13 protein-coding genes and 1 rRNA gene are annotated in these 23,092 nt (G+C 73.0%); 11 read left to right on the forward strand and 3 right to left on the reverse strand.

The genetic code is table 11. The features are described 5' to 3' along the window. Positions 1-2 precede the first annotated feature (2 nt). Together rrf and HS99_RS29315 are read left to right on the forward strand one after the other, a co-directional pair. A 5S ribosomal RNA gene (rrf, locus tag HS99_RS29310) occupies positions 3-119 on the forward strand. Positions 120-180: 61 nt separating this feature from the next. Further along, positions 181-1,026: a phosphatase PAP2 family protein gene (locus HS99_RS29315; RefSeq protein ID WP_046386030.1), complete on the forward strand. Its 846-nt coding sequence runs from the start codon at positions 181-183 to the stop codon at positions 1,024-1,026. On the opposite strand, the gene HS99_RS29320 is transcribed toward HS99_RS29315, so the two are convergent. Both HS99_RS29320 and HS99_RS29325 read right to left on the reverse strand, forming a co-directional pair. Next, positions 1,019-1,582: a GPR1/FUN34/YaaH family transporter gene (locus HS99_RS29320; protein ID WP_030290925.1), complete on the reverse strand. Its 564-nt coding sequence runs from the start codon at positions 1,580-1,582 to the stop codon at positions 1,019-1,021. The genes HS99_RS29315 and HS99_RS29320 overlap by 8 nt on opposite strands. Before the next feature lie 324 nt (positions 1,583-1,906). Continuing rightward, positions 1,907-4,468 carry a SpoIIE family protein phosphatase gene (locus HS99_RS29325; RefSeq protein ID WP_030290923.1) on the reverse strand — a complete coding sequence of 854 codons (2,562 nt, stop codon included), beginning with the start codon at positions 4,466-4,468 and terminating at the stop codon, positions 1,907-1,909. A 508-nt stretch (positions 4,469-4,976) separates the two neighbouring features. On the opposite strand from HS99_RS29325, the gene HS99_RS29330 reads away from it, so the two are divergent. From HS99_RS29330 to HS99_RS29370, 9 genes are all read left to right on the forward strand, one after another. Continuing rightward, positions 4,977-9,578 carry a HAMP domain-containing protein gene (locus HS99_RS29330; protein WP_283810023.1) on the forward strand — a complete coding sequence of 1,534 codons (4,602 nt, stop codon included), beginning with the start codon at positions 4,977-4,979 and terminating at the stop codon, positions 9,576-9,578. A 283-nt stretch (positions 9,579-9,861) separates the two neighbouring features. Next, complete coding sequence (locus HS99_RS29335) at positions 9,862-10,500, forward strand: response regulator (RefSeq protein ID WP_030290922.1); 639 nt, start codon at positions 9,862-9,864, stop codon at positions 10,498-10,500. A 147-nt stretch (positions 10,501-10,647) separates the two neighbouring features. Further along, the gene (locus tag HS99_RS29340) at positions 10,648-13,344 is read left to right on the forward strand and encodes a DNA translocase FtsK (protein WP_030290921.1); all 2,697 of its coding nucleotides are present in this window, start codon (positions 10,648-10,650) and stop codon (positions 13,342-13,344) included. 281 nt (positions 13,345-13,625) lie between these two features. Further along, positions 13,626-14,480 carry a helix-turn-helix domain-containing protein gene (locus HS99_RS29345; RefSeq protein WP_030290918.1) on the forward strand — a complete coding sequence of 285 codons (855 nt, stop codon included), beginning with the start codon at positions 13,626-13,628 and terminating at the stop codon, positions 14,478-14,480. Positions 14,481-14,576: 96 nt separating this feature from the next. Next, positions 14,577-16,082, forward strand: a complete 1,506-nt coding sequence (gene rimO / locus HS99_RS29350; protein WP_030558067.1) for a 30S ribosomal protein S12 methylthiotransferase RimO — start codon at positions 14,577-14,579, stop codon at positions 16,080-16,082. After that, the gene (gene pgsA, locus HS99_RS29355) at positions 16,079-16,717 is read left to right on the forward strand and encodes a CDP-diacylglycerol--glycerol-3-phosphate 3-phosphatidyltransferase (RefSeq protein ID WP_030290914.1); all 639 of its coding nucleotides are present in this window, start codon (positions 16,079-16,081) and stop codon (positions 16,715-16,717) included. The genes rimO and pgsA overlap by 4 nt, the downstream gene beginning before the upstream one ends. Before the next feature lie 16 nt (positions 16,718-16,733). Then, complete coding sequence (locus HS99_RS29360; RefSeq protein WP_046386031.1) at positions 16,734-17,210, forward strand: CinA family protein; 477 nt, start codon at positions 16,734-16,736, stop codon at positions 17,208-17,210. Between the two features lie 316 nt (positions 17,211-17,526). Then, a complete protein-coding gene (locus HS99_RS29365; RefSeq protein WP_030290911.1) occupies positions 17,527-17,895 on the forward strand; it encodes a helix-turn-helix domain-containing protein in 369 nt (122 codons plus the stop codon). Between the two features lie 54 nt (positions 17,896-17,949). Continuing rightward, positions 17,950-18,249 (forward strand): hypothetical protein, encoded by a 300-nt coding sequence (locus HS99_RS29370; protein WP_030290910.1) that lies wholly within the window; start codon positions 17,950-17,952, stop codon positions 18,247-18,249. Between the two features lie 111 nt (positions 18,250-18,360). Here HS99_RS29370 and HS99_RS29375 read toward each other — a convergent pair whose 3' ends face one another. After that, positions 18,361-23,082, reverse strand: a complete 4,722-nt coding sequence (locus HS99_RS29375) for an ATP-dependent helicase (protein ID WP_078867772.1) — start codon at positions 23,080-23,082, stop codon at positions 18,361-18,363. Positions 23,083-23,092 lie beyond the last annotated feature (10 nt).

Here is a 23,092-nt window from a genome sequence, read left to right on the forward strand (position 1 = left end):
GTTTCGGTGGTCATAGCGTGAGGGAAACGCCCGGTTACATTCCGAACCCGGAAGCTAAGCCTCACAGCGCCGATGGTACTGCAGGGGGGACCCTGTGGGAGAGTAGGACGCCGCCGAACAATCATTCCAAAAAGACCCCCTCCCATTCGGGAGGGGGTCTTTTTGCGTTACCCTCTGCCAATGCAGAACCTGACCCTGACCTGGCAGACCGCCGGGGGCGCCGCCGTCGTCCTCTACGGCGGCGCGTACGCGGCGGCGCGGGTCCGGAAGCCGGGGGTGTCGGCGCTGCTGCGGGAGGTCGGCACGCTGCTGGCGCTCTTCACGCTGTGGCAGTTGGTGGGGCACCTGTCGGTGATGAGTGCCGACCACGCGCTGGACCGGGCGAGCTGGATCCATCGGACCGAGCAGGTGGTCGGGCTGCCGGACGAGGCGTCCTGGCAGGCGGCGGTCACGCCGTACCCGGTGCTGGTGCGGCTGGCGAACTACTACTACGCGGTCATGCACTTCGCCGTCATGCTCGGAGTGCTGTTCTGGGTCTTCGTGCGGCACCGGGCGCGCTACGCGTGGGTGCGCAACACGGTGGTGATCACCACCGCAGTCTGTCTGCTGGTGCAGTTCATCCCGGTGGCGCCGCCGCGGATGCTGCCGGGGAGCGGGTTCGTCGACGTGGCCGCGGAGTACGGGCAGTCGGTGTACGGCGGCGCGGTGGGCGGGGTGGTGGTGGCCGACCAGCTGTCGGCGATGCCCTCGGTGCACGTCGCCTGGTGCGTGTTGGCGGCGGTCGCGGTGGTGCGGGTGTCGCGGAGTCCGTTCCGCTGGCTGGTGGTGCTGCACCCGGTGCTGACGGTGGCGGTGGTCGTGGTGACCGCCAACCACTTCTGGGCGGACGGCATCGTCGCGGTCGCGATCCTGTTGTCCGCCTACGCCGTACTGGCGTTGGCGGCACGGTGGCGGGGTCGGGTCTCCGTCGAGACGGAGACCCGACCCCGCACCGCAGCCGAGAACCGGCCCAGGCAGGTCACTTGACCGGCAGGGCGACCTTCCCCCAGGAGCCGTTGCTCAGCGAGGAGGTGGCCCAGTACCAGGCGACGAGCCCGGCGACGGCCGCGATCCAGCCGGCGGCCTTGCCCAGACCGCTGTAGCTGCCGAAGACCGCGATGGCGTTCAGCACCAGGGAGAGCGTGAACAGGCCGTAGACGGCGCGGCTGACCAGGCCCGCACCCCAGCCGGCCGCTGTGAGGCTGAGGGCGAGCAGGGCCCACAGCAGCAGGAACAGACCGGCGGCGTTCTTGCTCGCGCCGCCCGCCACCGACCAGGTCGCCCAGAAGGCGCCGAGGCTGGTGAAGGCGGTCCCGGTGAAGCCCTCGCCGCGGCGGAGCTGCCAGAGGCCCGCGATGAACAGGGTGACGCCGCCGAGCAGGTGGGCGAGGTGGGCCGCGTCCCCGACGCCGGTGCCGTGCAGGATCCCGGTGGAGAGCAGACCGTAGGCGAGCAGTGTGAGGCCGAGGGCGAGGTAGCCGAGGTTACCCGCGTCGGCTCCGGTGGAGCGGGCGTTCGTTGCCCCGGAAGCGTCGTTGCTCACCGGAGGCTCCTTTCACTCTGTGCGCGCGCAGGGCGCAGTGACGCTGTGGTGTGGGGACGAGGGGGGATGCGCGCGACCGCGCCGAGGGCGCACGGCTGGGAGCGTGCGCGGGCGGCGGTCAGAAGTGAGGTCGGAAGTGGTGGGCCGGCGGAGAGCCGCTGGTCACGTCCTCGCCGGGGAGATTCCCCGGCGAGACCGGTTTACCCGGCCCTGTTCGCTTGTACCCTTGTGAAGATAACAATTTGTGACTGCGTCAGCTGTGGAGCGGTCACGCGCGGACAGCCACGCGCGGACAGCCACGCGCCAACCGTCACGAGCCAACGGTCACGCCTGACGCTGGTGCGGCACCCGAAGGGTCAGGATCGCCATGTCGTCGGACGGCGGCTCGGGGGCGAAGCGCTCGACCGCGCGCTGCACCCGCATGGCAACCGCGCCGGCGGTCAGGCCGGTGCAGCCGGTGAGCACCTCGGCGAGGCCGTCGTCGCCCAACATCCGTCGGCCCTCGCGGCGTTCGGTCACTCCGTCGGTGACGCAGAGCAGCACCTCGCCGGGGGAGAGCACCAGGCGCTCGGCGGTGAGTTCGAGGTCCTCCATGACTCCGAGCAGCGGCTGCGGGGTGGCGGCCCGGTCGACCTGGCCGTCGGTGCGCAGTCTCAGCGGCAGCGGGTGGCCGGCGCAGACCAGGGACAGTTCGGTGCTGCCGTCCGGGCGGGGCGTCAGTTCGCCGTACAGCAGGGTGAGGAATCGGCTGCGCGAACCCTCGTCCAGGATGGCCGCGTTGAGCCGACGCAGCACCTGTGGGGCGTCCAGGCCCTCGCGGGCGAGCAGGCGCAGCGAGTGCCGGGCCAGGCCGGTGACGGAGGCGGCCTCGGGGCCGGTGCCGCAGACGTCGCCGATGGCGAAGCCGTAGGTGCCCTCGCGGATGGTGAACAGGTCGTAGAAGTCGCCGCCGACCTCGTTGCCCTCGCCGGCGGCCTGGTAGTAGACGTCCACCTCGACGCCGGGGATCTCGGGCAGGTCCGGCGGCAGCAGGCTGCGTTGCAGGGCCTGGCTGGTGGCGGTGCGTTCCGAGTAGAGGCGGGAGTTGTCGAGGGCGAGGGCGGCCCGGCGGGAGAGGTCCTCGGCGAGTTCGAGGATCTCCTGGCGGAACCGGACGCCGGCCGGGACGCCGAGCGCGAGCAGGCCGATGACCCGGTTGCGGGCGGTCAGCGGCAGGACGACGGTCTCGCCGAGCAGGCCCGCGAGTTCGGGGCTGTCGGTGAGGCCGCGGGCGGTGGCCGCCTCGGTGGGCGCGGTCCAGAAGCGGACGCCGTGGGTGGGGCCGGCCTCGGGGGAGGCGGTCTTGTCGAGCAGGTCGCGCAGCGGGTCGATCCGGTCCTCGTCCTCGTGCAGAACGAAGGCGAGGCGGGCCGGGGAGCTGTGGTCGCCGTTGGTGTAGACCGCGCACCAGGAGGCGAGCGTGGGGACGGCCATCTGGGCCATCAGCGCGAGGGTCTGCTCGTGTTCGAGGGTGCCGGCCAGCAGGTCGGAGGCCTCGACGAGGAAGGAGAGCGAGCCGCGGCGCAGTTGTTCGAGCTCGGTCAGCCGGGTGCTCTCGACGGCCAGGGCGACCCGGTCGGCGGCGAACTGGAGGCGCAGCGCGTCCTCGTTGTCGTAGCGGCCGGGGGCGGCGGTGGCGATGCCGAGCGAGCCGATGAGGCGGCCCTCGACCTTGAGGGGGACGGTGACCAGGGAGCGCATGCCGCTGCCGGAGAGCAGGGGCAGTCCGCTGGGGCGGGCGGTGAGGTCCTCGTGGACGGAGGGCAGCCGGGCGGAGTCGTAGCGGTTGCCGGTGTCGACCGGGAAGCGACTGTGCCGACGGTGCTCGGTGGTCAGGCCGGTGGCTGCGCGGACCTCGAACTCGGTCTCGTCGTCGGTGGTGAGCAGCAGGTAGGCGGCGTCGGCGTCGAGCAGGTCGCGGGCGCGTTCGACGGTGCGCTGGAGCAGGGTCTCCAGGTCGTCGGTGGCGACCGGGCCGGCCAGCAGGTCGAGCCTGGGGCCGGCGGCGTCGGCGCGCTCGCCGGGCAGGGCGCGGGCGGGGGAGCGCAGGACGGCGCGGTCGGCTTCGAGGACGAGCAGACAGAGGGTGGAGGGGACGCCCTCGGTGTCGCGCACGCGCACCTGGACGCCGTACACCTCGACCTCCTCGCCGTCGGGCAGCCGAAGGCCGTAGCCGCCCTCCCAGCGGGCCAGCCGGAGGGTGTCGGTGAGGCCGGGGCCGCGGCCGGGGGTCTGCGGCCAGACCGCGAGGTCGGCCCATGGGCGGCCGAGGACGGTGGCGGCGGGGTGCTGGAAGAGCGCCTCGGCGTCCGGGTTCCAGGCCAGCACCCGGCCGTCCTCGTCGAGCTGGACGACGGCGACGTGCACCGGGCCGCGGCTGCTGGGCAGGTCGCTGCCGGGGGTGGCGGGAACGGCGTAGCGGGTGCCGACCACGTGTGCCGGCAGGGTGAGCCGGAACCAGACGGTCTTCTGCCCGGCCGCGTACTCGACGCCCCAGCGCTCGGCGAGGGCGGAGCACATCAGCAGGCCGCGGCCGCCCTCGCCGTCGGGGTCGGCGAAGCGGTCGGAAGCGGAGACGGGCCCGTCGCCGAGGGAGGGCAGGCCGCGCTCGGGGTGGTGGTCGGTGACCTCGATCCGGACGGTCTGCTCCTCGCGCAGGCAGCAGACCTCGGCGGCGGTGCCGGCGTGCACGACGGCGTTGGTGACGAGTTCGCTGACCAGGACGACGGCGTCGTCGACGACCTCGGGCAGGCCCCAGCCGAGCAGCGCATCCCGGACGAAGCCCCGGGCGGCGGCCGCGGACCGGCCGTCGGGGGCGAAGGTGGCGGCTGCGCGCGCAGTGACCACGTTGCCACTTCTCCTCTGCTGCTCTGGCCCTGACTGTCCGGGGTTACGGCGCCGACCTCCCCGTGCGCGCCGTCGGGGTGAGCGTCGGCGCTGGGTCGGGTCGTGGCCCGGTGCAGCGCTCCACCCTACTTTCCGCTTGGTTCCCCGTGGGGGCGGGGCCGTGAAACAGGCACCAGAGGGTGATTCTCCCCACCTGTTTCGGACGGTGCGGGGACAACCCAGTGCAACCGGCCGTATACCGGGCGCCAGTGCTGCCAGACTGGGGGGTCCGCGACGGCCGGTGGGAGCAGTACGGTCGTGTAGGTGCCGGTGGACCGGAGGGTCCGGCCGGCACGCAGCCCAGCCGGGCCGGTGCCCGGTCCGTGCCGTACCGGCGCGGCGGTCACCGGACAGTTCACACGATGTGGGAGGGGCCCCGTTGAGTTCGGCCATCAAGGACGCCACCAAGGACGCTACCGGTACGACGCCGCCCGCGCCGCGCGGCGGGCGGTCCGGGACCGCGCCGCGGATCGCGGCCGGCCGGCGATCGGGCCACAACCGCAGCGCGGAGCCCGCCGAGCTGCGCAAGCTGCTGGCCGCGCTGACCGCGATGCGGGACGGCAACTTCCGGCGCCGGCTGACGGTTCCGGGCGACGGGCCGCTGGCGGAGATCGCCGCGGTGTTCAACGAGGTCGCCGAGCGCAACCAGCACCTGACCGGTGAACTGGCGCGGGTGCGGCGGGCGGTGGGCCGCGAGGGCCGGCTGAACGAGCGGTTGGAGACCGGCGCGGGCGAGGGCGCCTGGATGGCGGCCGTCGACAACTGCAACGCGCTGATCGACGACCTGGCCCGTCCGATGGCCGAGGTGGGCCGGGTGCTGACCTCGATCGCCGAGGGCGACCTGGACCAGAAGATGGAGCTGCGCTCGCTGCACAGCAACGGGGTGAGCCACCCGCTGCGCGGCGAGTACCTGAAGATCGGCCGGACGGTCAACGGACTGGTGGACCAGCTCTCGGAGTTCACCGACGAGGTGACCCGGGTGGCCCGCGAGGTGGGCACCGAGGGCAAGCTCGGCGGTCAGGCCAAGGTCCGCAGCGTCTCCGGCAGTTGGAAGGACCTGGCGGACTCGGTCAACACCATGGCTGGTCGGCTCACCGCGCAGGTGCGCAACATCGCCCAGGTGACCACGGCGGTGGCCAAGGGCGACCTGTCCCGCAAGGTGACCGTCGACGTGGCCGGCGAGATGCTGGAGCTGAAGAACACCGTCAACACGATGGTGGACCAGCTGAACGGCTTCGCCGCCCAGGTCACCACGGTGGCCCGGGACGTCGGTACGGAGGGTCGGCTCGGCGGCCAGGCGCAGGTGCCGGGTGTGGCCGGGGTCTGGCGTGAGCTGACCGACTCGGTGAACTTCATGGCCGACAACCTGACCGGCCAGGTGCGCAACATCGCCCAGGTGACCACGGCGGTGGCGCGCGGGGACCTCTCGCAGAAGATCGAGGTGGACGCGCGCGGGGAGATGCTGGAGCTGAAGAACACCATCAACACGATGGTCGACCAGCTCTCCGGCTTCGCGGAACAGGTGACCAGGGTGGCCCGCCAGGTGGGCACCGAGGGGCGGCTCGGGGGCCAGGCCCAGGTGCCCTGGGCGGCCGGGGTGTGGCGGGACCTGACCGACAACGTCAACTTCATGGCGAACAACCTCACCGACCAGGTGCGCAACATCGCCCAGGTGACCACCGCGGTCGCCAAGGGCGACCTCTCGCAGAAGATCCAGGTGGACGCGCGCGGGGAGATCCTGGAGCTGAAGAACACCATCAACACGATGGTCGACCAGCTCTCCTCCTTCGCGGACGAGGTGACCAGGGTCGCCCGGGACGTCGGCACCGAGGGCATCCTCGGCGGCCAGGCGAGCGTGCCCGGGGTGTCCGGGACGTGGAAGGACCTGACCAACAGCGTCAACCTGATGGCCAACAACCTGACCAGCCAGGTCCGCAACATCGCCGAGGTGACCACGGCGGTGGCCCGCGGCGACGTGTCGAAGAAGATCACCGTCGACGCCAGGGGCGAGATCCTGGAGCTGGTCACCACCGTCAACACCATGGTCGACCAGCTGTCGGCCTTCGCCGACGAGGTCACCCGGGTCGCCCGCGAGGTGGGCACGGAGGGCATCCTGGGCGGCCAGGCGCGGGTGCGCGGGGTGTCGGGGATCTGGAAGGACCTGACCGACAACGTCAACTTCATGGCCTCGAACCTGACCGGACAGGTGCGCAACATCGCCGAGGTCGCCTCCGCGGTGGCCCGCGGCGACCTCTCCAAGAAGATCACCATCGACGCGCAGGGCGAGATCGCGACGCTCGCCGGGACCCTGAACACCATGGTCGACCAGCTGTCCGCGTTCGCGGTGGAGGTCACCCGGGTCGCCCGCGAGGTCGGCACCGACGGCACCCTGGGCGGCCAGGCGAGCGTGCCGGGCGTGGCCGGCATCTGGAAGGACCTGACCGACAACGTCAACCAGATGGCCAACAACCTCACCGGTCAGGTCCGCAACATCGCGCTCGTGATCACGGCGGTCGCCCGCGGCGACCTCTCGCAGAAGATCGACGTCGACGCGCGCGGCGAGATCCTCCAGCTCAAGACCAACATCAACACCATGGTCGACCAGCTGTCCGCCTTCGCCGACGAGGTCACCCGGGTCGCCCGGGAGGTGGGCACCGACGGGCGGCTCGGCGGCCAGGCCCGAGTGCCCGGGGTGGACGGCACCTGGCAGGACCTCACCGAGTCGGTGAACGAGCTGGCCAACAACCTGACCCGGCAGGTGCGCGCGATCGCCCAGGTCGCCACCGCGGTGACCAGGGGCGACCTGAGCCTGCGGATCGACGTGGACGCCGCGGGGGAGCTCGACGAGCTCAAGGACAACATCAACCAGATGATCGCCAACCTGCGCGAGACCACCCGCACCAACCAGGAGCAGGACTGGCTCAAGACCAACCTGGCCCGGATCTCCGGCCTGCTGCAGGGCCGCCGGGACCTGGAGGCGGTCGCCTCGCTGATCATGACCGAGCTGACCCCGGTGGTCTCCGCCCAGCACGGCGCCTTCTTCCTCGCCCAGCCGGCCGGCCGCACCGCCGAACTGATCACCGAGGACGACGACGAGAACGACACCGTGCTGCGCCTGATCGGCAGCTACGGCTACCAGCGGCGGGCGATGCCGACCACCTTCCGGCCGGGCGAGTCGCTGATCGGCCAGGCGGCGGTCGAGAAGCGGGCGATCATCGTCAAGGAGGCGCCGCCCGGGTACCTCAAGATCGCCTCCGGCCTCGGCGAGGCCTCGCCGACCCACATCGTGGTGCTGCCGGTGCTGTTCGAGGGCCGGCTGCTGGGCGTGATCGAGCTGGCCACCTTCAGTTCCTTCACCACCGTCGCGCTGGACTTCCTGAACCAGATCGCCGACCTGATCGGCGTCACCGTCAACACCATCAGCGTCAACACCAAGACCGAGGGACTGCTGCTGGAGTCCCAGCGGCTCACCGCCGAACTCTCGATGCGTTCCGCCGAGTTGGAAGCCCGCCAGGAGGAACTGGAGCGCACAAACGAGGAGTTGCAGGAGAAGGCCGAGCAACTCGCCCAGCAGAACCGCGACATCGAGATCAAGAACAGCGAGATCGAGGAGGCCCGGCAGGTGCTGGAGGAGCGCGCCGAGCAGCTCGCCCTGGCCTCCCGGTACAAGAGCGAGTTCCTCGCCAACATGTCGCACGAGCTGCGCACCCCGCTCAACTCGCTGCTGATCCTGGCCAAGCTGCTCTCCGACAACAACGAGGGCAACCTCTCGCCCAAGCAGGTGGAGTTCGCCGACACCATCCACGGCGCCGGCTCCGACCTGCTCCAGCTGATCAACGACATCCTCGACCTGTCCAAGGTCGAGGCCGGCAAGATGGACGTCCGCCCGGCCCGGATCGCCCTGGTCCAGCTGGTCGACTACGTCGAGGCCACCTTCCAGCCGGTCGCCGTCGACAAGAACCTGGACTTCGCGGTCCGGGTCTCGCCCGCCCTGCCGGTCACCCTGCACACCGACGAGCAGCGGCTCCAGCAGGTGCTGCGCAACCTGATCTCCAACGCGGTCAAGTTCACCGACGCCGGCGGCGTCGACTTCTCGATCAGCCCGGCCGGCCGGGACGTCCCCCAGCACGTGCGCGAGCGGCTGCTGGAGTTCGGCTCGATCCAGGGCCCGGACGACGAGCTGATCGCCTTCTCGGTTTCCGACACCGGCATCGGCATCCCCGGCAACAAGCTGCGCGAGATCTTCGAGGCGTTCAAGCAGGCCGACGGCACCACCAGCCGCAAGTACGGCGGCACCGGCCTCGGCCTGTCGATCAGCCGCGAGATCGCCCGGCTGCTCGGCGGGGAGATCCACGCCGAGAGCGAGCTGGGCAAGGGCTCGACCTTCACGCTCTACCTGCCGCTGCGCACCGACGCCCCGGACGCCGCCGCCGAGCGGCCGGCCGAGCGCCCGGGGGCCGCGAACCCGCCGGCGCCGCGCGCCTCGGTCGGGGTGACCCCCGTGGGCCTGCCGGTGCCGGTCGGCGAGAGCCCGGCCGACCACTGGGCCCAGGAGGTCCGGGAGATGGCCGAGGAGCGCCGTCGCGGCGCCATGGAGCGCCGGCGTACCGCCGCGCTGGAGAGCGCCGCCGCGCCGCGGGCGGTGGAGCCCGCGCAGCAGCCCAGGCCGGCCCGCGGCGACACCCGCTTCGACGGCCAGCAGGTGCTGATCGTGGACGACGACGTGCGCAACGTGTTCGCCCTGACCAGCGTGCTGGAGCAGCACGGGCTGACCGTGCTGTACGCGGAGAACGGCCGCGAGGGCATCGAGATGCTGGAGCAGCACGAGAACGTGGCGCTGGTCCTGATGGACATCATGATGCCGGAGATGGACGGCTACGCGACCACCGAGGCGATCCGCCGGATGCCCCAGTTCGCCGGTCTGCCGATCATCGCGCTGACCGCCAAGGCGATGAAGGGCGACCGCGAGAAGTCCCTGGAGGCGGGTGCCACCGACCACATCACCAAGCCGGTGGAGACGGACCACCTGCTGTCGGTGATGTCGGAGTGGCTGAACGGCGACCGCGCGTGAGGGCCCGGCGGGCGCGAACCCCGGGTTCGCGCCCGCCGGCCGGCCGGTTTGCTGGCGATCGGGCTCGGGAACCCGGTAGGGTCACCGATCGTTGCGAACAGTGACCGGACGACGACACGCTGCTGAGCGTGCGCCGGAGCACTGGCTGCGCGCCGCTCCGGATCCGATCACGACGGAGCGATGTGCCGGGCGAGGGGGTGCGGCTAGCATGACCGGGGTAGCGGTGGGCAGTACGCGAGTGCCCTCACCGGGCGGCAGGCAGGCGACAGGAGGGCGAGCCCCGATGCAGAAGGCCAAGATCCTCCTGGTCGACGACCGGCCGGAGAACCTTCTGGCGCTGGAGGCGATCCTCTCCGCGCTGGACCAGACGCTGGTGCGCGCCGCCTCCGGCGAGGAGGCGCTCAAGGCGCTGCTGACCGACGACTTCGCGGTCATCCTGCTGGACGTCCAGATGCCCGGGATGGACGGCTTCGAGACCGCCGCCCACATCAAGCGCCGCGAGCGCACCCGGGACATCCCGATCATCTTCCTGACCGCGATCAACCACGGCCCGCACCACACCTTCCGCGGCTACGCGGCCGGCGCGGTGGACTACATCTCCAAGCCCTTCGACCCGTGGGTGCTGCGGGCCAAGGTCTCGGTCTTCGTCGACCTGTACGTCAAGAACTGCCAGCTGAAGGAGCAGGCCGCGCTGCTGCGGCTGGAGCTGGAGGCGGGCGGCGGCGAGCAGCCGGCCCTCGGCGGGGCGTTGCTCGGCGAGCTGTCCGCGCGGCTGGCGGCGGTCGAGGAGCAGGCGGAGGCGCTGGGCAAGCAGCTGGACGGGGCCGAGGACGCCGGGGTGGCGGCCACCGCGGCGCACCTGGAGCGCAAGCTGGCCGGCCTGCGCCGGGCCCTGGATGCGATGCGCCCCGGCAGCGCGTAGACGTGCCTCCGGGCGTTCACTCGTCCGGGTGGTTTGGTGCTGCGGCCGGGTGAAACGGGGTCAGCGTGACGATGTGTCTGCGACACGTCCGGACCTCCGGCTCGGCCGCATGTGCTCGGGTCGCCCGCCCCGGTAGGCTGCTGACCCATGGCCACTCGTACGCCCGGAAACGCCGCACGCAAACCGAGTCCGGGACCGTCCAAGAAGGCCGCGGCCAAGGCCCCGGGCAAGCCGCCCGCGAAGAAGGCGGCCGCCCGCAGGGCCCCCGCGAAGAAGGCGGCCGCCAAGTCGGCTCCGCCGCCCCCGCCGCGCCGGTCGGTGCTGATGAGCGCCCTCAACGCGCTCGCGAGCCCGATCGCCGCGATCTTCCGCAGCTTCGGCGACGGCGCCAAGAACCTCCACCCGGCCCACCGCAAGGACGGGATCGGCCTGCTGCTGTTCGCGCTCGCGCTGGTGGTCGCGGCCGGCACCTGGTTCAGCTCGGAGGGCTGGCTGAACGGGGCGGCCACCGCCGTGGTCTCCGGGCTGTTCGGGCGACTGGACGTGCTGGTGCCGTTCCTGCTGGCCGGGATAGCGATCCGGCTCTGGCGCCACCCTGAGTTGCCGGAGGCCAACGGCCGGATCGTGATCGGGCTGAGCACGCTGCTGGTCGGCATCCTCGGGCTGGTCCACATCGGCTGCGGCGCGCCCACGATGGGCAGCGGCGCCTCCCGGATAAGGGCGGCCGGCGGGATCATCGGCTGGGGCGCGTCCACCCCGATGATGGCCGCCGCCGGCGCGGTGCTGGCCGTGCCGCTGCTCCTGCTGCTGGCCTTCTTCGGCCTGCTGGTGGTCACCGCCACCCCGGTCAACCGGATCGGCGAGCGGGTGCGCGGCGTGGGGATGAGGCTCGGCGTGGTCGAGCCCGGTCCCGAGGACGCGTCGCACTGGGGGCGTACGCCGGAGCGCGAGCTGTCCACCGAACCGCCGGAGGACGTCGACCCCGAGGCGCTGCCCTACACCGTGGACACCGACCGTGACGACCCGGGCGACGAGATCGCCGCCCGCCGTCGCCGCCGCCGGCGCAAGCAGTCCGTCGAGGACGACGAGGAGCAGCCGGCCGCCGTCCGCGTCTCGCTGGACAAGGGCCCCCTGGGCGAGGAGCCGCCGGACCCGTACGCCACCCGCGACCTCGCCGCCGGCGCGGCCGCCGACCTGGACGGCGCACTGGTCTACGGCGTGCCCGCCTCCTCCGCGGTGGCGGACATGATGCACCAGGTCAAGGACCTCACCGCGGCGCCCGAGGAGCCCGCCGTCCCGGCCGCCCGCAACGGCGGCCCGGGCGCGCCCGCGGAGCACAGCCCGGCGCCGGTGCGGATGGAGCAGCTGCAGCTCGGCGAGGGCGTCACCTACGCGCTGCCCTCGCTCGACCTGCTGGAGCGCGGCGGCCCGGCGAAGGCCCGCAGCGCCCTCAACGACGAGGTGGTCGCCCAGCTCACCGGCACCTTCACCGAGTTCAAGGTGGACGCCAAGGTCACCGGCTTCACCCGCGGCCCGACGGTCACCCGCTACGAGGTCGAGCTCGGCCCGGCCGTCAAGGTGGAGCGGATCACGGCGCTCGCCAAGAACATCGCGTACGCGGTGGCCAGCCCGGACGTGCGGATCATCAGCCCGATCCCGGGCAAGTCCGCGGTCGGCATCGAGATCCCCAACCGGGACCGCGAGATGGTCAACCTCGGCGACCTGCTGCGCTCGCGCACGGCTGCCGAGGACACCCACCCCATGGTCGTCGGCATGGGCAAGGACGTCGAGGGCCACACCGTGATGGCGAACCTCGCCAAGATGCCGCACATCCTGGTGGCCGGTGCGACCGGCGCGGGCAAGTCGTCCTGCATCAACTGCCTGATCACCTCGATCCTCGCCCGGGCCACCCCGGACGAGGTGCGGATGGTGCTGGTCGATCCCAAGCGGGTCGAGCTGACCGCGTACGAGGGCATCCCGCACCTGATCACGCCGATCATCACCAACCCGAAGAAGGCCGCCGAGGCCCTCCAGTGGGTGGTGCGCGAGATGGACATGCGCTACGACGACCTCGCGGCGTTCGGCTTCCGGCACGTGGACGACTTCAACGCGGCGGTGAGGGCCGGCAAGGTCACCCCGCCGCTGGGCAGCGAGCGGGAGCTGCGGCCGTACCCGTACCTGCTGGTGATCGTCGACGAGCTGGCCGACCTGATGATGGTCGCCCCGCGCGACGTCGAGGACTCGGTCGTCCGGATCACCCAGCTGGCCCGCGCGGCCGGCATCCACCTGGTGCTCGCCACCCAGCGGCCCTCGGTGGACGTGGTGACCGGTCTGATCAAGGCCAACGTGCCGTCCCGGCTGGCCTTCGCGACCTCCGCGATGGCCGACTCCCGGGTCATCCTGGACCAGCCCGGCGCGGAGAAGCTGATCGGCAAGGGCGACGCGCTGTTCCTGCCGATGGGCGCGAGCAAGCCGATCCGCATGCAGGGCGCGTTCGTCACCGAGGCGGAGATCGCCAAGGTGGTGCAGCACTGCAAGGACCAGCTGAGCGCCGTCTACCGGGACGACGTGATGGCCGGGGCCGGGCCGAAGAAGGAGATCGACGAGGAGATCGGCGACGACCTGGACCTGCTGATCCAGGCCGCCGAGCTGGTGGTCTCCACCCAGTTCGGCTCCACCTCGATGCTCCAGCGCAAGCTCCGCGTCGGCTTCGCCAAGGCGGGCCGGCTGATGGACCTCATGGAGTCGCGCGGGATCGTCGGTCCGAGTGAGGGCTCCAAGGCCCGAGACGTGCTGGTGAAGCCGGACGAACTGGACGGGGTGCTGATCACCCTGCGGGGCTGACGGACCGTGCCCTCGGCGGGTGTTCACTCGTTCGGAGGAGGGTAGGCGCCACGAAGGCTCGTCTTCGATCCCCCGGGGAACCGAATGTCCGTACGCCGCGTCACAGGCCGCGAAGCACACCCCGAGTTCCGTCGTGCGTCCCCGCTGACCGCCGGCCAGCGGGGGCCGGAGCCACGGTCGTGGCGGGGCCGCGCATTCGGCCCGGTCCGTTTGAGAAACGATCCGCCCGCGCCCCTAGACTGTTCCCCAGCAGGTGGCCATCCGCTCGAAAGGCGTGCCCCGTGACCATCGGCAAGTCCTCCGACCGCGACAACGCCCCGTCGTCCGTCGAGCCGACCGACGACGCGGAGCAGGCAGCCGATGCTCCGAGCATCGGCCGGGTGCTGTCCGCCGCCCGGATCGAGGCGGGACTCACGGTGGACCAGGTGAGTACCTCCACCCGCGTGCGGGTGCCGATCGTCCATGCCATCGAGGAGGACGACTTCGGCCGCTGCGGCGGCGACTTCTACGCCCGCGGGCACATCCGCTCGATCGCCCAGGCGGTCGGCGCCGACGCCGAGGCACTGGTCGCCCGCTTCGACGAGGCGCACGGCGGCTCGCCGGCCTCCAAGCGCCCGACCACCCAGCTGATCGACAGCGGCCCGATCAAGGTGCCCGCCCGCAGCCGGCCGAACTGGGCGGCGGCCATGGTCGCCGCGATCGTCGCCGTGGTCGGCCTGATCGGCTTCAACCTGGTGAGCGGCAGGGGCGGCCACACCGGCACCGGCACCGGCTCCGCCAGCGCCCCGCTGCCCAGCGGCTCCAGCACCGGCTCGGTCGCCCCGGTCACGCCGACCGTCCAGCCGTCGGCGCCCGCGGCGATCGCCGCCGTCCCGGCCGACAAGGTCACCGTGAAGCTGGTCGCCGAGGGCACCAGCTGGGTCTCGGCGATGGACGGCAACGGCAAGTCGCTGTTCCAGAACAACATGAGCGGCGGCCAGGACCAGACCTTCACCGACCCCAAGCAGATCAAGCTGGTGCTCGGCAACGGCGGAGCCGTGCACGCGTACGTCAACGGCAAGGACCTCGGCGTCCTCGGCAAGGACGGCCAGGTGGTGCACGTCACGTACACCCCCGGAGACCCGCAGGCAGGCTGACCACAGGGCCCGCGGGGGCCGGTTATGACCAGCCGAACCGTGGCGCGCGGACTCCGGGGCGAACGGCACCGGAGGCCGCGCGTTAATCTTGGCCCTATGCCTGAACGCCGCACTGTCGCCCTTGTCACGCTCGGATGCGCCCGCAACGAGGTGGACTCCGAGGAACTCGCCGGGCGACTGGAAGCCGACGGCTGGTTGCTCGTCGACGATGCCGCCGAGGCCGATGTCGCCGTCGTCAACACCTGCGGCTTCGTCGAAGCCGCCAAGAAGGACTCCGTCGACGCCCTGCTGGAGGCCAACGACCTCAAGGGGCACGGCCGCACCCAGGCCGTCGTCGCGGTCGGCTGCATGGCCGAGCGGTACGGCAAGGAGCTCGCCGACGCGCTGCCCGAGGCCGACGGGGTGCTCGGCTTCGACGACTACGCGGACATCTCCGACCGCCTGCAGACCATCCTCTCCGGCGGTCACCACGCCCCGCACATCCCGCGCGACCGCCGCAAGCTGCTGCCGATCAGCCCGGCCGATCGGCAGTCCGCCGCCGAGGCCGTCGCGCTGCCCGGTCACGGCGCCGAGGCCGCCGCCGAGCCGATCACCGACCTGCCCGAGGGCCTCGCCCCGGCCTCCGGCCCGCGCACCCTGCGCAAGCGGCTGGACGACAGCCCGGTCGCCTCGGTCAAGCTCGCCTCCGGCTGCGACCGGCGCTGCTCCTTCTGCGCCATCCCGGCCTTCCGCGGCTCCTTCATCTCCCGCCGCCCCTCCGACGTGCTGAACGAGGCCCAGTGGCTGGCCGGGCAGGGCGTCCGCGAGATCGTCCTGGTCAGCGAGAACAACACCTCGTACGGCAAGGACCTCGGCGACATCCGGCTGCTGGAGACGCTGCTCGGCGAGATCTCCGCGATCGAGGGCGTCGAGCGGGTGCGGGTGTCCTACCTGCAGCCGGCCGAGATGCGCCCCGGTCTGATCGACGCGATGACCGGGACCGCCGACGTGGTGCCCTACTTCGACCTGTCCTTCCAGCACTCGGCGCCCGCCGTGCTGCGCCGGATGCGCCGCTTCGGCTCCACCGACCAGTTCCTGGAGCTGCTGGGGACCATCCGGGGCAAGGCCCCGCAGGCCGGTGCCCGGTCCAACTTCATCGTCGGCTTCCCGGGGGAGACCGAGGAGGACTTCACCGAGCTGGAGCGCTTCGTCACCCACGCAGGGCTGGACGCGATCGGCGTCTTCGGCTACTCCGACGAGGACGGCACCGAGGCCGCCACCTACGACGGCAAGCTGCCCGAGGACGTCGTCGCCGACCGGCTGGACCGGCTGAGCCGGCTCGCCGAGGAGATGACCGCCCAGCGGGCCGAGCAGCGGATCGGCACCGAGGTCGAGGTGCTGATCGAGTCGGTCGAGGACGGCGTGGTCGAGGGCCGCTCCGCCCACCAGGCCCCGGAGACCGACGGCCTGACCACCCTGCACGGCGTCGAGGACCCGAAGGTCGGACAGTTCTGGCGGGCCACCGTGGTGGCCAGCGAGGGCGTCGACCTGATCGCCGAGGCGCTGGAGCAGGTGCGAGCGCTCAGGACCGCGGGGGCCGAGGCTCCGGGAGCCGGGGAATGACCAAGGGGCCCGGCGCCCCGGCCGCGGCCCGCCCGGGCAGACCGGCGGCCGCCCTGCCGTCGGCGCCGGGCATCTGGAACATCGCCAACGTGCTCACCATGGTCCGGCTGCTGCTGGTGCCGGTGTTCGTGGCGCTGCTGTTCGCCGGCGGCGGGCACGATCCCAAGTGGCGTTCGGTCGCCTGGGCCTCCTTCGCCATCGCGATGATCACCGACCTGTTCGACGGCGAGCTCGCCCGCCGCAAGGGCCTGGTCACCGACTTCGGCAAGATCGCCGATCCGATCGCCGACAAGGCCATCATGGGCGCGGCGCTGATCGGCCTTTCGGTGCTCGGCGACCTGCCCTGGTGGGTCACTGCGGTGATCCTGGCCCGCGAGCTCGGCATCACCCTGATGCGCTTCTGGGTGATCCGCTTCGGGGTCATCCCGGCCAGCCGCGGCGGCAAGCTCAAGACGCTGACCCAGGGCATCGCGGTCGGCATGTACGTGCTGGACCTCCACGGCTGGCTGGCCACCGGGAGGGCGGTCCTGATGGGCCTGGCGGTGCTGCTGACCGTCGGCACCGCACTGGACTACGTCGGGCAGGCGCTGCGACTGCGCCGCGAGGGCACGGCCGCGGAGCGCGCGGACCGGTAGGAACAGGGGACCTCCGATGACGGACCACGAGCTGGCCGAGCGGGTGCACGCCGCGCTGCGGGCCGAGGGCGGCACGCTGGCCGTCGCCGAGTCGCTCACCGGTGGGCTGCTGGCCGCCGCGCTGGTGGACGTCCCGGGGGCCTCCGCGACCTTCCGCGGCTCGGTCACCGCGTACGCGACCGAGCTGAAGGCCTCGGTGCTGGGGGTGGACGAGGGCCTGTTGGACGTGTACGGTCCGGTCCACCCGGTGGTGGCCCGACAGATGGCCGAGGGCGTGCGCGCCCTGCTGGGGGCCACGTACGGGCTCGCGACGACCGGGGTGGCCGGTCCGGACCCGCAGGACGGACAGCCGGTGGGCACCGTACACCTGGCGGTCGCCGGCCCGGGGGGAACTCTGGTCAGTTCGCCCCTGCTGTCGGGCGCCCGTGCCACAATCCGTCACGACGCGGTGACCGCCGCACTGGAACTGCTCGCCGGCCGACTCAGTCGTTGACGGCCGGCGGACGGATCTCCACCGGATCGAGATTCTGCCGAACTGGCGTACAGGCATGACACAGCTGGAGGATCGTGTTACATCCAACGGCCTGGTTGGGCAGAAACCAGGTGGCGAACGAGTTGCGTGACGGTGGCCGGGTGGGCCAGGTCGGGTACCACGAGGGGCCCGCGAACCCGGGTACGACACCGGAACAAGGAGGGGGACGGCCTTGCAGCCCAGAGTGAACACGACCAGGGTCCCCGCACGCGAAGCGGGCAAGGCGGTACGGTGGGGGCGTGACATCTCGATCCGCAGTCCGAGGAGGGAGGCACCGATGATCCTGCTCCGTCGCCTACTGGGCGATGTACTGCGTCGGCAGCGCCAGCGCCAGGGCCGCACACTCCGCGAGGTGTCGGCGGCCGCCAGGGTTTCGCTCGGGTACCTCTCCGAGGTGGAGCGGGGACAGAAGGAGGCCTCTTCGGAGCTGCTCTCCGCCATCTGCGACGCGCTCGACGTCCGGATGTCCGAGGTCATGCGCGAGGTCAGCGACGAACTGTCGCTCGCCGAACTTGCGGCGATGGCCACCCTCTCCGAGGGTGATCTGCTGAGGCCGGTACTCGAACCGGTTCCGCTGCCCGCCCCCGGCGCCGACCGGGCGAACATGTCGCCCAAGGCCGCCGCGATGGATGTGGTCGCTGCCTGATCCGGCCTCGACTCCCGGGTATCCGATGCCCGGGGCGAGCGGAGGAGGGCGGTCGTGCGGAGGATCGCGACGGTGCGCACGGTGGCCCGAATACGGCTGCGGGTGCGGTGGGCGGTGACGCGGCCGGCGCGCCGGGTCCTGCTGGTTCTCACGGCCGGGCTCACCTGGTGGCTCGTGGCCGTCCGCGGGCAGCTGACCGACGGCGCGGTGCTGGGGCTGCTGGCGGCCGGCGGCTGGGGGCTCGGTCTCATCCCGGTCCATGCCGACCGGAACGCGACCGGACCCGTGCGACGCCGACGCGGGCGCGAGGAGGCCGTGCGCCGGGTGGAGGCACCATCACCGCCGATCGGGTGAATCGACGTGGCCGGAGGCCGCGGGGTCGTTGACTCCGCGGCCTCCTGGCTCTTTCCGCGGCATTCGGGTGCGTTCGCGGCGTTCCGGCCCCTGGGCGGCGCTCGGGCCCTGCTACGGCCGCAGCCGCAGCCCGCGGGGCGTGGCGTGGAACCCCGCCTCCTCCAGGGCGCGGCCGAGGTCGGAGCCGAGGGCGGGCTCGCCGTTGGCGCGCTCGACCGTGACGCTGCCGAGCGCTCCCGCGCGGACCGCCCCGGCGAGCGCCCCGGCGGCGAGTGCGACCGTCGCCCCGTCCTGCGGCCAGGCCAGCAGGGACTTGCCGCCCCGCTCCACGTACAGCGCCAGCTCGCCGTCGACCAGCACCACCAGGGCGCCGGCCTTGCGGCCCGGGCGGTGCGCCTTGGCCTCCTTGGCCCCCGGCGCTGAGGGCGGCTCCGGCCAGGGCAGCGCGGCGCCGTAGGCGTTCGCCGGATCGGTGGCGGCCAGCACCAGCAGCTGCGGCGGCTCGGCGGTCGGCGCGGCCGGCCACTCGGTGGCCCGGGCCCGCTCCAGTCGGCCGTTGACCGAGCGCAGCCGGTCGGCCGCGCCCTCCATGGCGAACTGGGCGCCGCCCAGGCCCTCGACGAAGTAGCCCCGGCGGGCCCGGCCGCGCTCCTCCATCGCGGCGAGCACCCGGTAGACCCCGGCGAAGCCGCCGGGCACCCGTTCGGCCGCCACCGTGCCCCGGGTCAGCAGACCGTGCCGGTCCAGCAGGCTCTGCGCCTGGGCGGTGGCCCGGAGCGTCGGGTCGGCGGCGAGGGAGGGCAGCAGCGACCAGCGCCCCGCCACCGTCGGGCCGCCGCGCAACGCTGCGCCGGCCCGGCCGAAGGCGCGGCCCGCGCCGCCGTAACGGCCGCGCGGGGTGGACCGGGGCGCGCGGTGGGCGGTGGCTCCGGCGGTGCGGCCGGAGCCGAGCAGGGCGCGCAGCGGTGCCAGGGTGTCGTTGGTGACGTACCCGGCCCAGACCAGGTCCCAGAGCGCCTCGACCGCCTCCGGCTCGGCCGTCTCCTCCGGCAGCTGCTGGAGGAGCTGGCGGAAGAACAGGCCGTAGCCGCCCGCCAGGGACTGCAGCAGGGCGCTGTGCAGCGGGGTGAGCGCGGGCGGCACCGGCTCGGGGCGCAGCAGGTGGGCGTTCTCGGCCAGGTGGAGGCTGAGCCAGCCGTCCTTGCCGGGCAGGGCGCCCGCGCCGCACCAGCCGATCTCGCCGGCCGCCATCAGCTCGTCCAGCAGGCCGGGGGAGTAGTCGCCGAGCCGGGCCGGGAGGATCAGCTTCTCCAGGGAGGAGGCGGGCAGGGCGGTCCCCTGGAGCTGTTCGACCACCCGGAGCAGGCCGTCCGCGCCGCGCAGCCGGTGCCCGGCCAGGTGCTGCCACTGCGGCAGGAAGGCGGCCAGGGCGCGCGGCGGGACGGGCTCGACCTCCTGGCGCAGGGCGGCCAGCGAGCGGCGGCGCAGTCGGCGCAGCACCTCGGCGTCGCACCACTCGGGGGCGGTGTGCCACTCGGGGTCGGTGTGGCTTCCGGCCGGCCTGAACTGGCCCTGGACCAGGCGGCCAGCCGCGGTGAGGCGCTGCAGGGTGCCGGTGACGACGGCGGTGCCCAGGCCGTAGCGGGCGCCGGCCTCGGCGGCGGTGAACGGGCCGTGGGTGCGGGCGTGCCGGGCCAGCAGGTCGCCCAGCGGGTCCTTGACCGGCTCGGTGAAGGCCTCGGGGACGCCGACCGGCAGCGGGGTGCCGAGTGCGTCGCGCAGCCGTCCGGCGTCCTCGATCGCGGCCCAGCGCTGCTCGCCGGAGATCCGGACCTGGATCACCCGGCGGGCGGCCTCCAGTTCCAGGGCCCACAGCGGCTCGGCGCCACGGGCGGTCAACTCGGCCTCGGTGAGCGGACCGAGCAGGCGCAGCGCGTCGGCGACGCCCTCGGCGTCCTTGATCCGGCGCTCGGGGGTGAGGCGTTGGAGCTCGGCCTCCAGCTCGGCGAGCACCTGCGGGTCGAGCAGTTCGCTCAGTTCGGCCTGGCCGAGGAGCTCGGACAGCAGCCGGGAGTCGAGCGAGAGGGCGGCGGCCCGGCGTTCGGCGAGCGGGGAGTCGCCCTCGTAGAGGAACTGGGCGACGTAGCCGAACAGCAGTGAGCGGGCGAAGGGCGAGGGCTCGGGGGTGGTGACCTCGACCAGGCGGACGGCGCGGGATTCGAGGTCCCCCATCAGCTCGACCAGGCCGGGGACGTCGAAGACGTCCTGGAGGCACTCGCGGACGGCCTCCAGGACGATCGGGAACGAGCCGTACTCGGAGGCGACTTCGAGCAGTTGGGCGGCGCGCTGGCGCTGCTGCCAGAGCGGGGTGCGGCGGCCGGGGTTGCGGCGGGGGAGCAGCAGGGCTCGGCCGGCGCACTCGCGGAAGCGGGAGGCGAACAGGGCGGAGCCGCCTACCTGGTCGGTGACCAGCTGCTCGATCTCGGTCGAGTCGAACAGGGCGGCGTCGGCGCCGACCGGGGCCTCGTCCCGGGACGGACTCGCGGGCTCCGACGGGCCGGCGAAGTCGAAGTCGGGGGAGAACAGGTCCGCGTCGGGCAGCCGGAGCACGATGCCGTCGTCGGCGTGCATGACCTGCGGGTCCAGGCCGTGCTTCTCGCGCAGCCGGGCGCCGAGGGCGAGCGCCCAGGGGGCGTGCACCTGGGCGCCGAAGGGGGAGTGGATGACGATCCGCCAGTCGCCGAGCTCGTCCCGGAAGCGCTCGACCACGATGGTGCGGTCGTCGGGGAGGTGGCCGCAGGCGGCCCGCTGCTCGGCGAGGTAGTCCAGCAGGTTGGCGGCGGCCCAGTCGTCCAGGCCGGCCCGCTTGAGGCGCTCGGTGGCGGCCTCCGGTTGGAGCGAGCCCAGCTCGCGGGTGAACGCGCCGAGGGCGCGGCCGAGTTCGAGCGGGCGGCCGAGGGTGTCGCCCTTCCAGAACGGGAGCCGGCCGGGGACGCCGGGGGCCGGGGTGACCAGCACCTTGTCGTGGGTGATCTCCTCGATCCGCCAGGACGTGGTGCCGAGGGTGAACACGTCGCCGACGCGGGACTCGTAGACCATCTCCTCGTCGAGCTCGCCGACCCTGCCGCCGCCCTTCTTGGGATCGGTGCCGGCGATGAAGACGCCGAACAGGCCTCGGTCGGGGATGGTGCCGCCGGAGGTGACGGCCAGGCGCTGGGCGCCGGGGCGGCCGGTCACCGTCCCGGCCACCCGGTCCCAGACCACCCGGGGGCGCAACTCGGCGAAGGCGTCGGAGGGATAGCGGCCGGCCAGCATGTCGAGCACGGCGTCGAAGGCGGACTGCGGGAGGGTGGCGAAGGGGGCGGCGCGGCGGACCACGGTGAGCAGCTCATCCACCGGCCAGGCGTCCAGGGCCGTCATCGCGACCAGTTGCTGGGCCAGCACGTCCAGCGGGTTGCGCGGGATGCGCAGCGCCTCGATCCGCCCCGCCCGCATCCGCTCGGTGACCACGGCGGACTGCACCAGGTCCCCCCGGTACTTGGGGAAGAACACGCCGGTGGAGACGGCGCCGACCTGGTGGCCGGCCCGGCCGACCCGCTGCAGGCCGGAGGCGACCGAGGGCGGGGACTCGACCTGGACGACGAGCTCGACGGCGCCCATGTCGATGCCCAGCTCCAGGCTGGAGGTGGCGACCACGGCGGGCAGCCGGCCGGCCTTCAACTCCTCCTCGACCAGGGAGCGCTGCTCCTTGGACACGGAGCCGTGGTGGGCCCGGGCGATCACCGCGGGCACGCCCCCGGCGGCGCCCGAGCCGCCCATCAGCTGGGCCGGGGCGTGCGCCTCGGGGGCGGCGGTGCCGGTGACGCGCTCGTAGGCGATCTCGTTCAGCCGGTTGCACAGGCGCTCGGCCAGGCGGCGGGAGTTGGCGAAGACGATGGTCGAGCGGTGCGCCTCGACCAGGTCGACGATCCGCTCCTCGACGTGCGGCCAGATCGAGGCCTGGCGCTGCGGGTCGGAGCCCGCGGCGCCGCCGGTGGCCGGGGCGGCGGGCAGGTCGTCCAGGTCGGGGACCGGGACGACCACCGAGAGGTCGAACTCCTTGGCGGCGGCGGGCTGGACGACGACGGCGCCGCGCTGGGGGCTGAGGAAGCGGGCCACCTCCTCGACCGGGCGCACCGTCGCGGACAGGCCGATCCGGCGGGCCGGGCGGTCCAGCAGTTCGTCCAGCCGCTCCAGGCTGAGCGCGAGGTGGGCGCCGCGCTTGGTGCCGGCGACGGCGTGGACCTCGTCCAGGATCACCGTGTCGATGCCCCGGAGCGCCTCCCGAGAGGCGGAGGTGAGCAGCAGGAACAGCGACTCGGGGGTGGTGATCAGGATGTCCGGCGGGTGGGTCGCGAAGCGGCGGCGGTCGGCGGCGGGGGTGTCCCCCGAGCGGATGGCGACCTGGACCTCGGGCTCGGGCAGGCCGAGCCGGACGGCGGCCTGGCGCAGGCCGGTCAGCGGGGCGCGCAGGTTCCGTTCGACGTCCACCGCCAGGGCCTTGAGCGGGGAGACGTAGAGCACCCGGCAGCGGCGCTTGGGCTCGGCCGGGGGCGGGGTGCTGCTGAGCCGGTCGAGCGCGGAGAGGAAGGCGGCCAGCGTCTTGCCGGAGCCGGTGGGGGCGACCACCAGGACGTCGGTCTCCCGCTGGATGGCGCGCCAGGCCTCGGCCTGGGCGGTGGTCGGGGCGGAGAAGGCACCGGTGAACCACGCCCGGGTGGCCGGGGCGAAGTCGGCCAGCGGGTCGTCGGGCCGGGGGGCGTCGGCGGGCGGGGTCGGGTGCTGGGGCGCCATGCACCCATGG

This window comes from Kitasatospora aureofaciens (assembly GCF_001188955.3).
In the GTDB taxonomy this organism is placed as follows: domain Bacteria; phylum Actinomycetota; class Actinomycetes; order Streptomycetales; family Streptomycetaceae; genus Kitasatospora; species Kitasatospora aureofaciens.

Excerpts from the sequence above, each read along its gene's own strand:
- pgsA (WP_030290914.1), top strand. The coding sequence starts at position 16,079 with ATGACCAAGGGGCCCGGCGCCCCGGCCGCGGCCCGCCCGGGCAGACCG.
- HS99_RS29365 (WP_030290911.1), top strand. The coding sequence starts at position 17,527 with ATGATCCTGCTCCGTCGCCTACTGGGCGATGTACTGCGTCGGCAGCGC.
- rimO (WP_030558067.1), top strand. The coding sequence starts at position 14,577 with ATGCCTGAACGCCGCACTGTCGCCCTTGTCACGCTCGGATGCGCCCGC.
- HS99_RS29335 (WP_030290922.1), top strand. The coding sequence starts at position 9,862 with ATGCAGAAGGCCAAGATCCTCCTGGTCGACGACCGGCCGGAGAACCTT.
- HS99_RS29340 (WP_030290921.1), top strand. The coding sequence starts at position 10,648 with ATGGCCACTCGTACGCCCGGAAACGCCGCACGCAAACCGAGTCCGGGA.
- HS99_RS29360 (WP_046386031.1), top strand. The coding sequence starts at position 16,734 with ATGACGGACCACGAGCTGGCCGAGCGGGTGCACGCCGCGCTGCGGGCC.
- HS99_RS29375 (WP_078867772.1), bottom strand. The coding sequence starts at position 23,082 with ATGGCGCCCCAGCACCCGACCCCGCCCGCCGACGCCCCCCGGCCCGAC.
- HS99_RS29315 (WP_046386030.1), top strand. The coding sequence starts at position 181 with ATGCAGAACCTGACCCTGACCTGGCAGACCGCCGGGGGCGCCGCCGTC.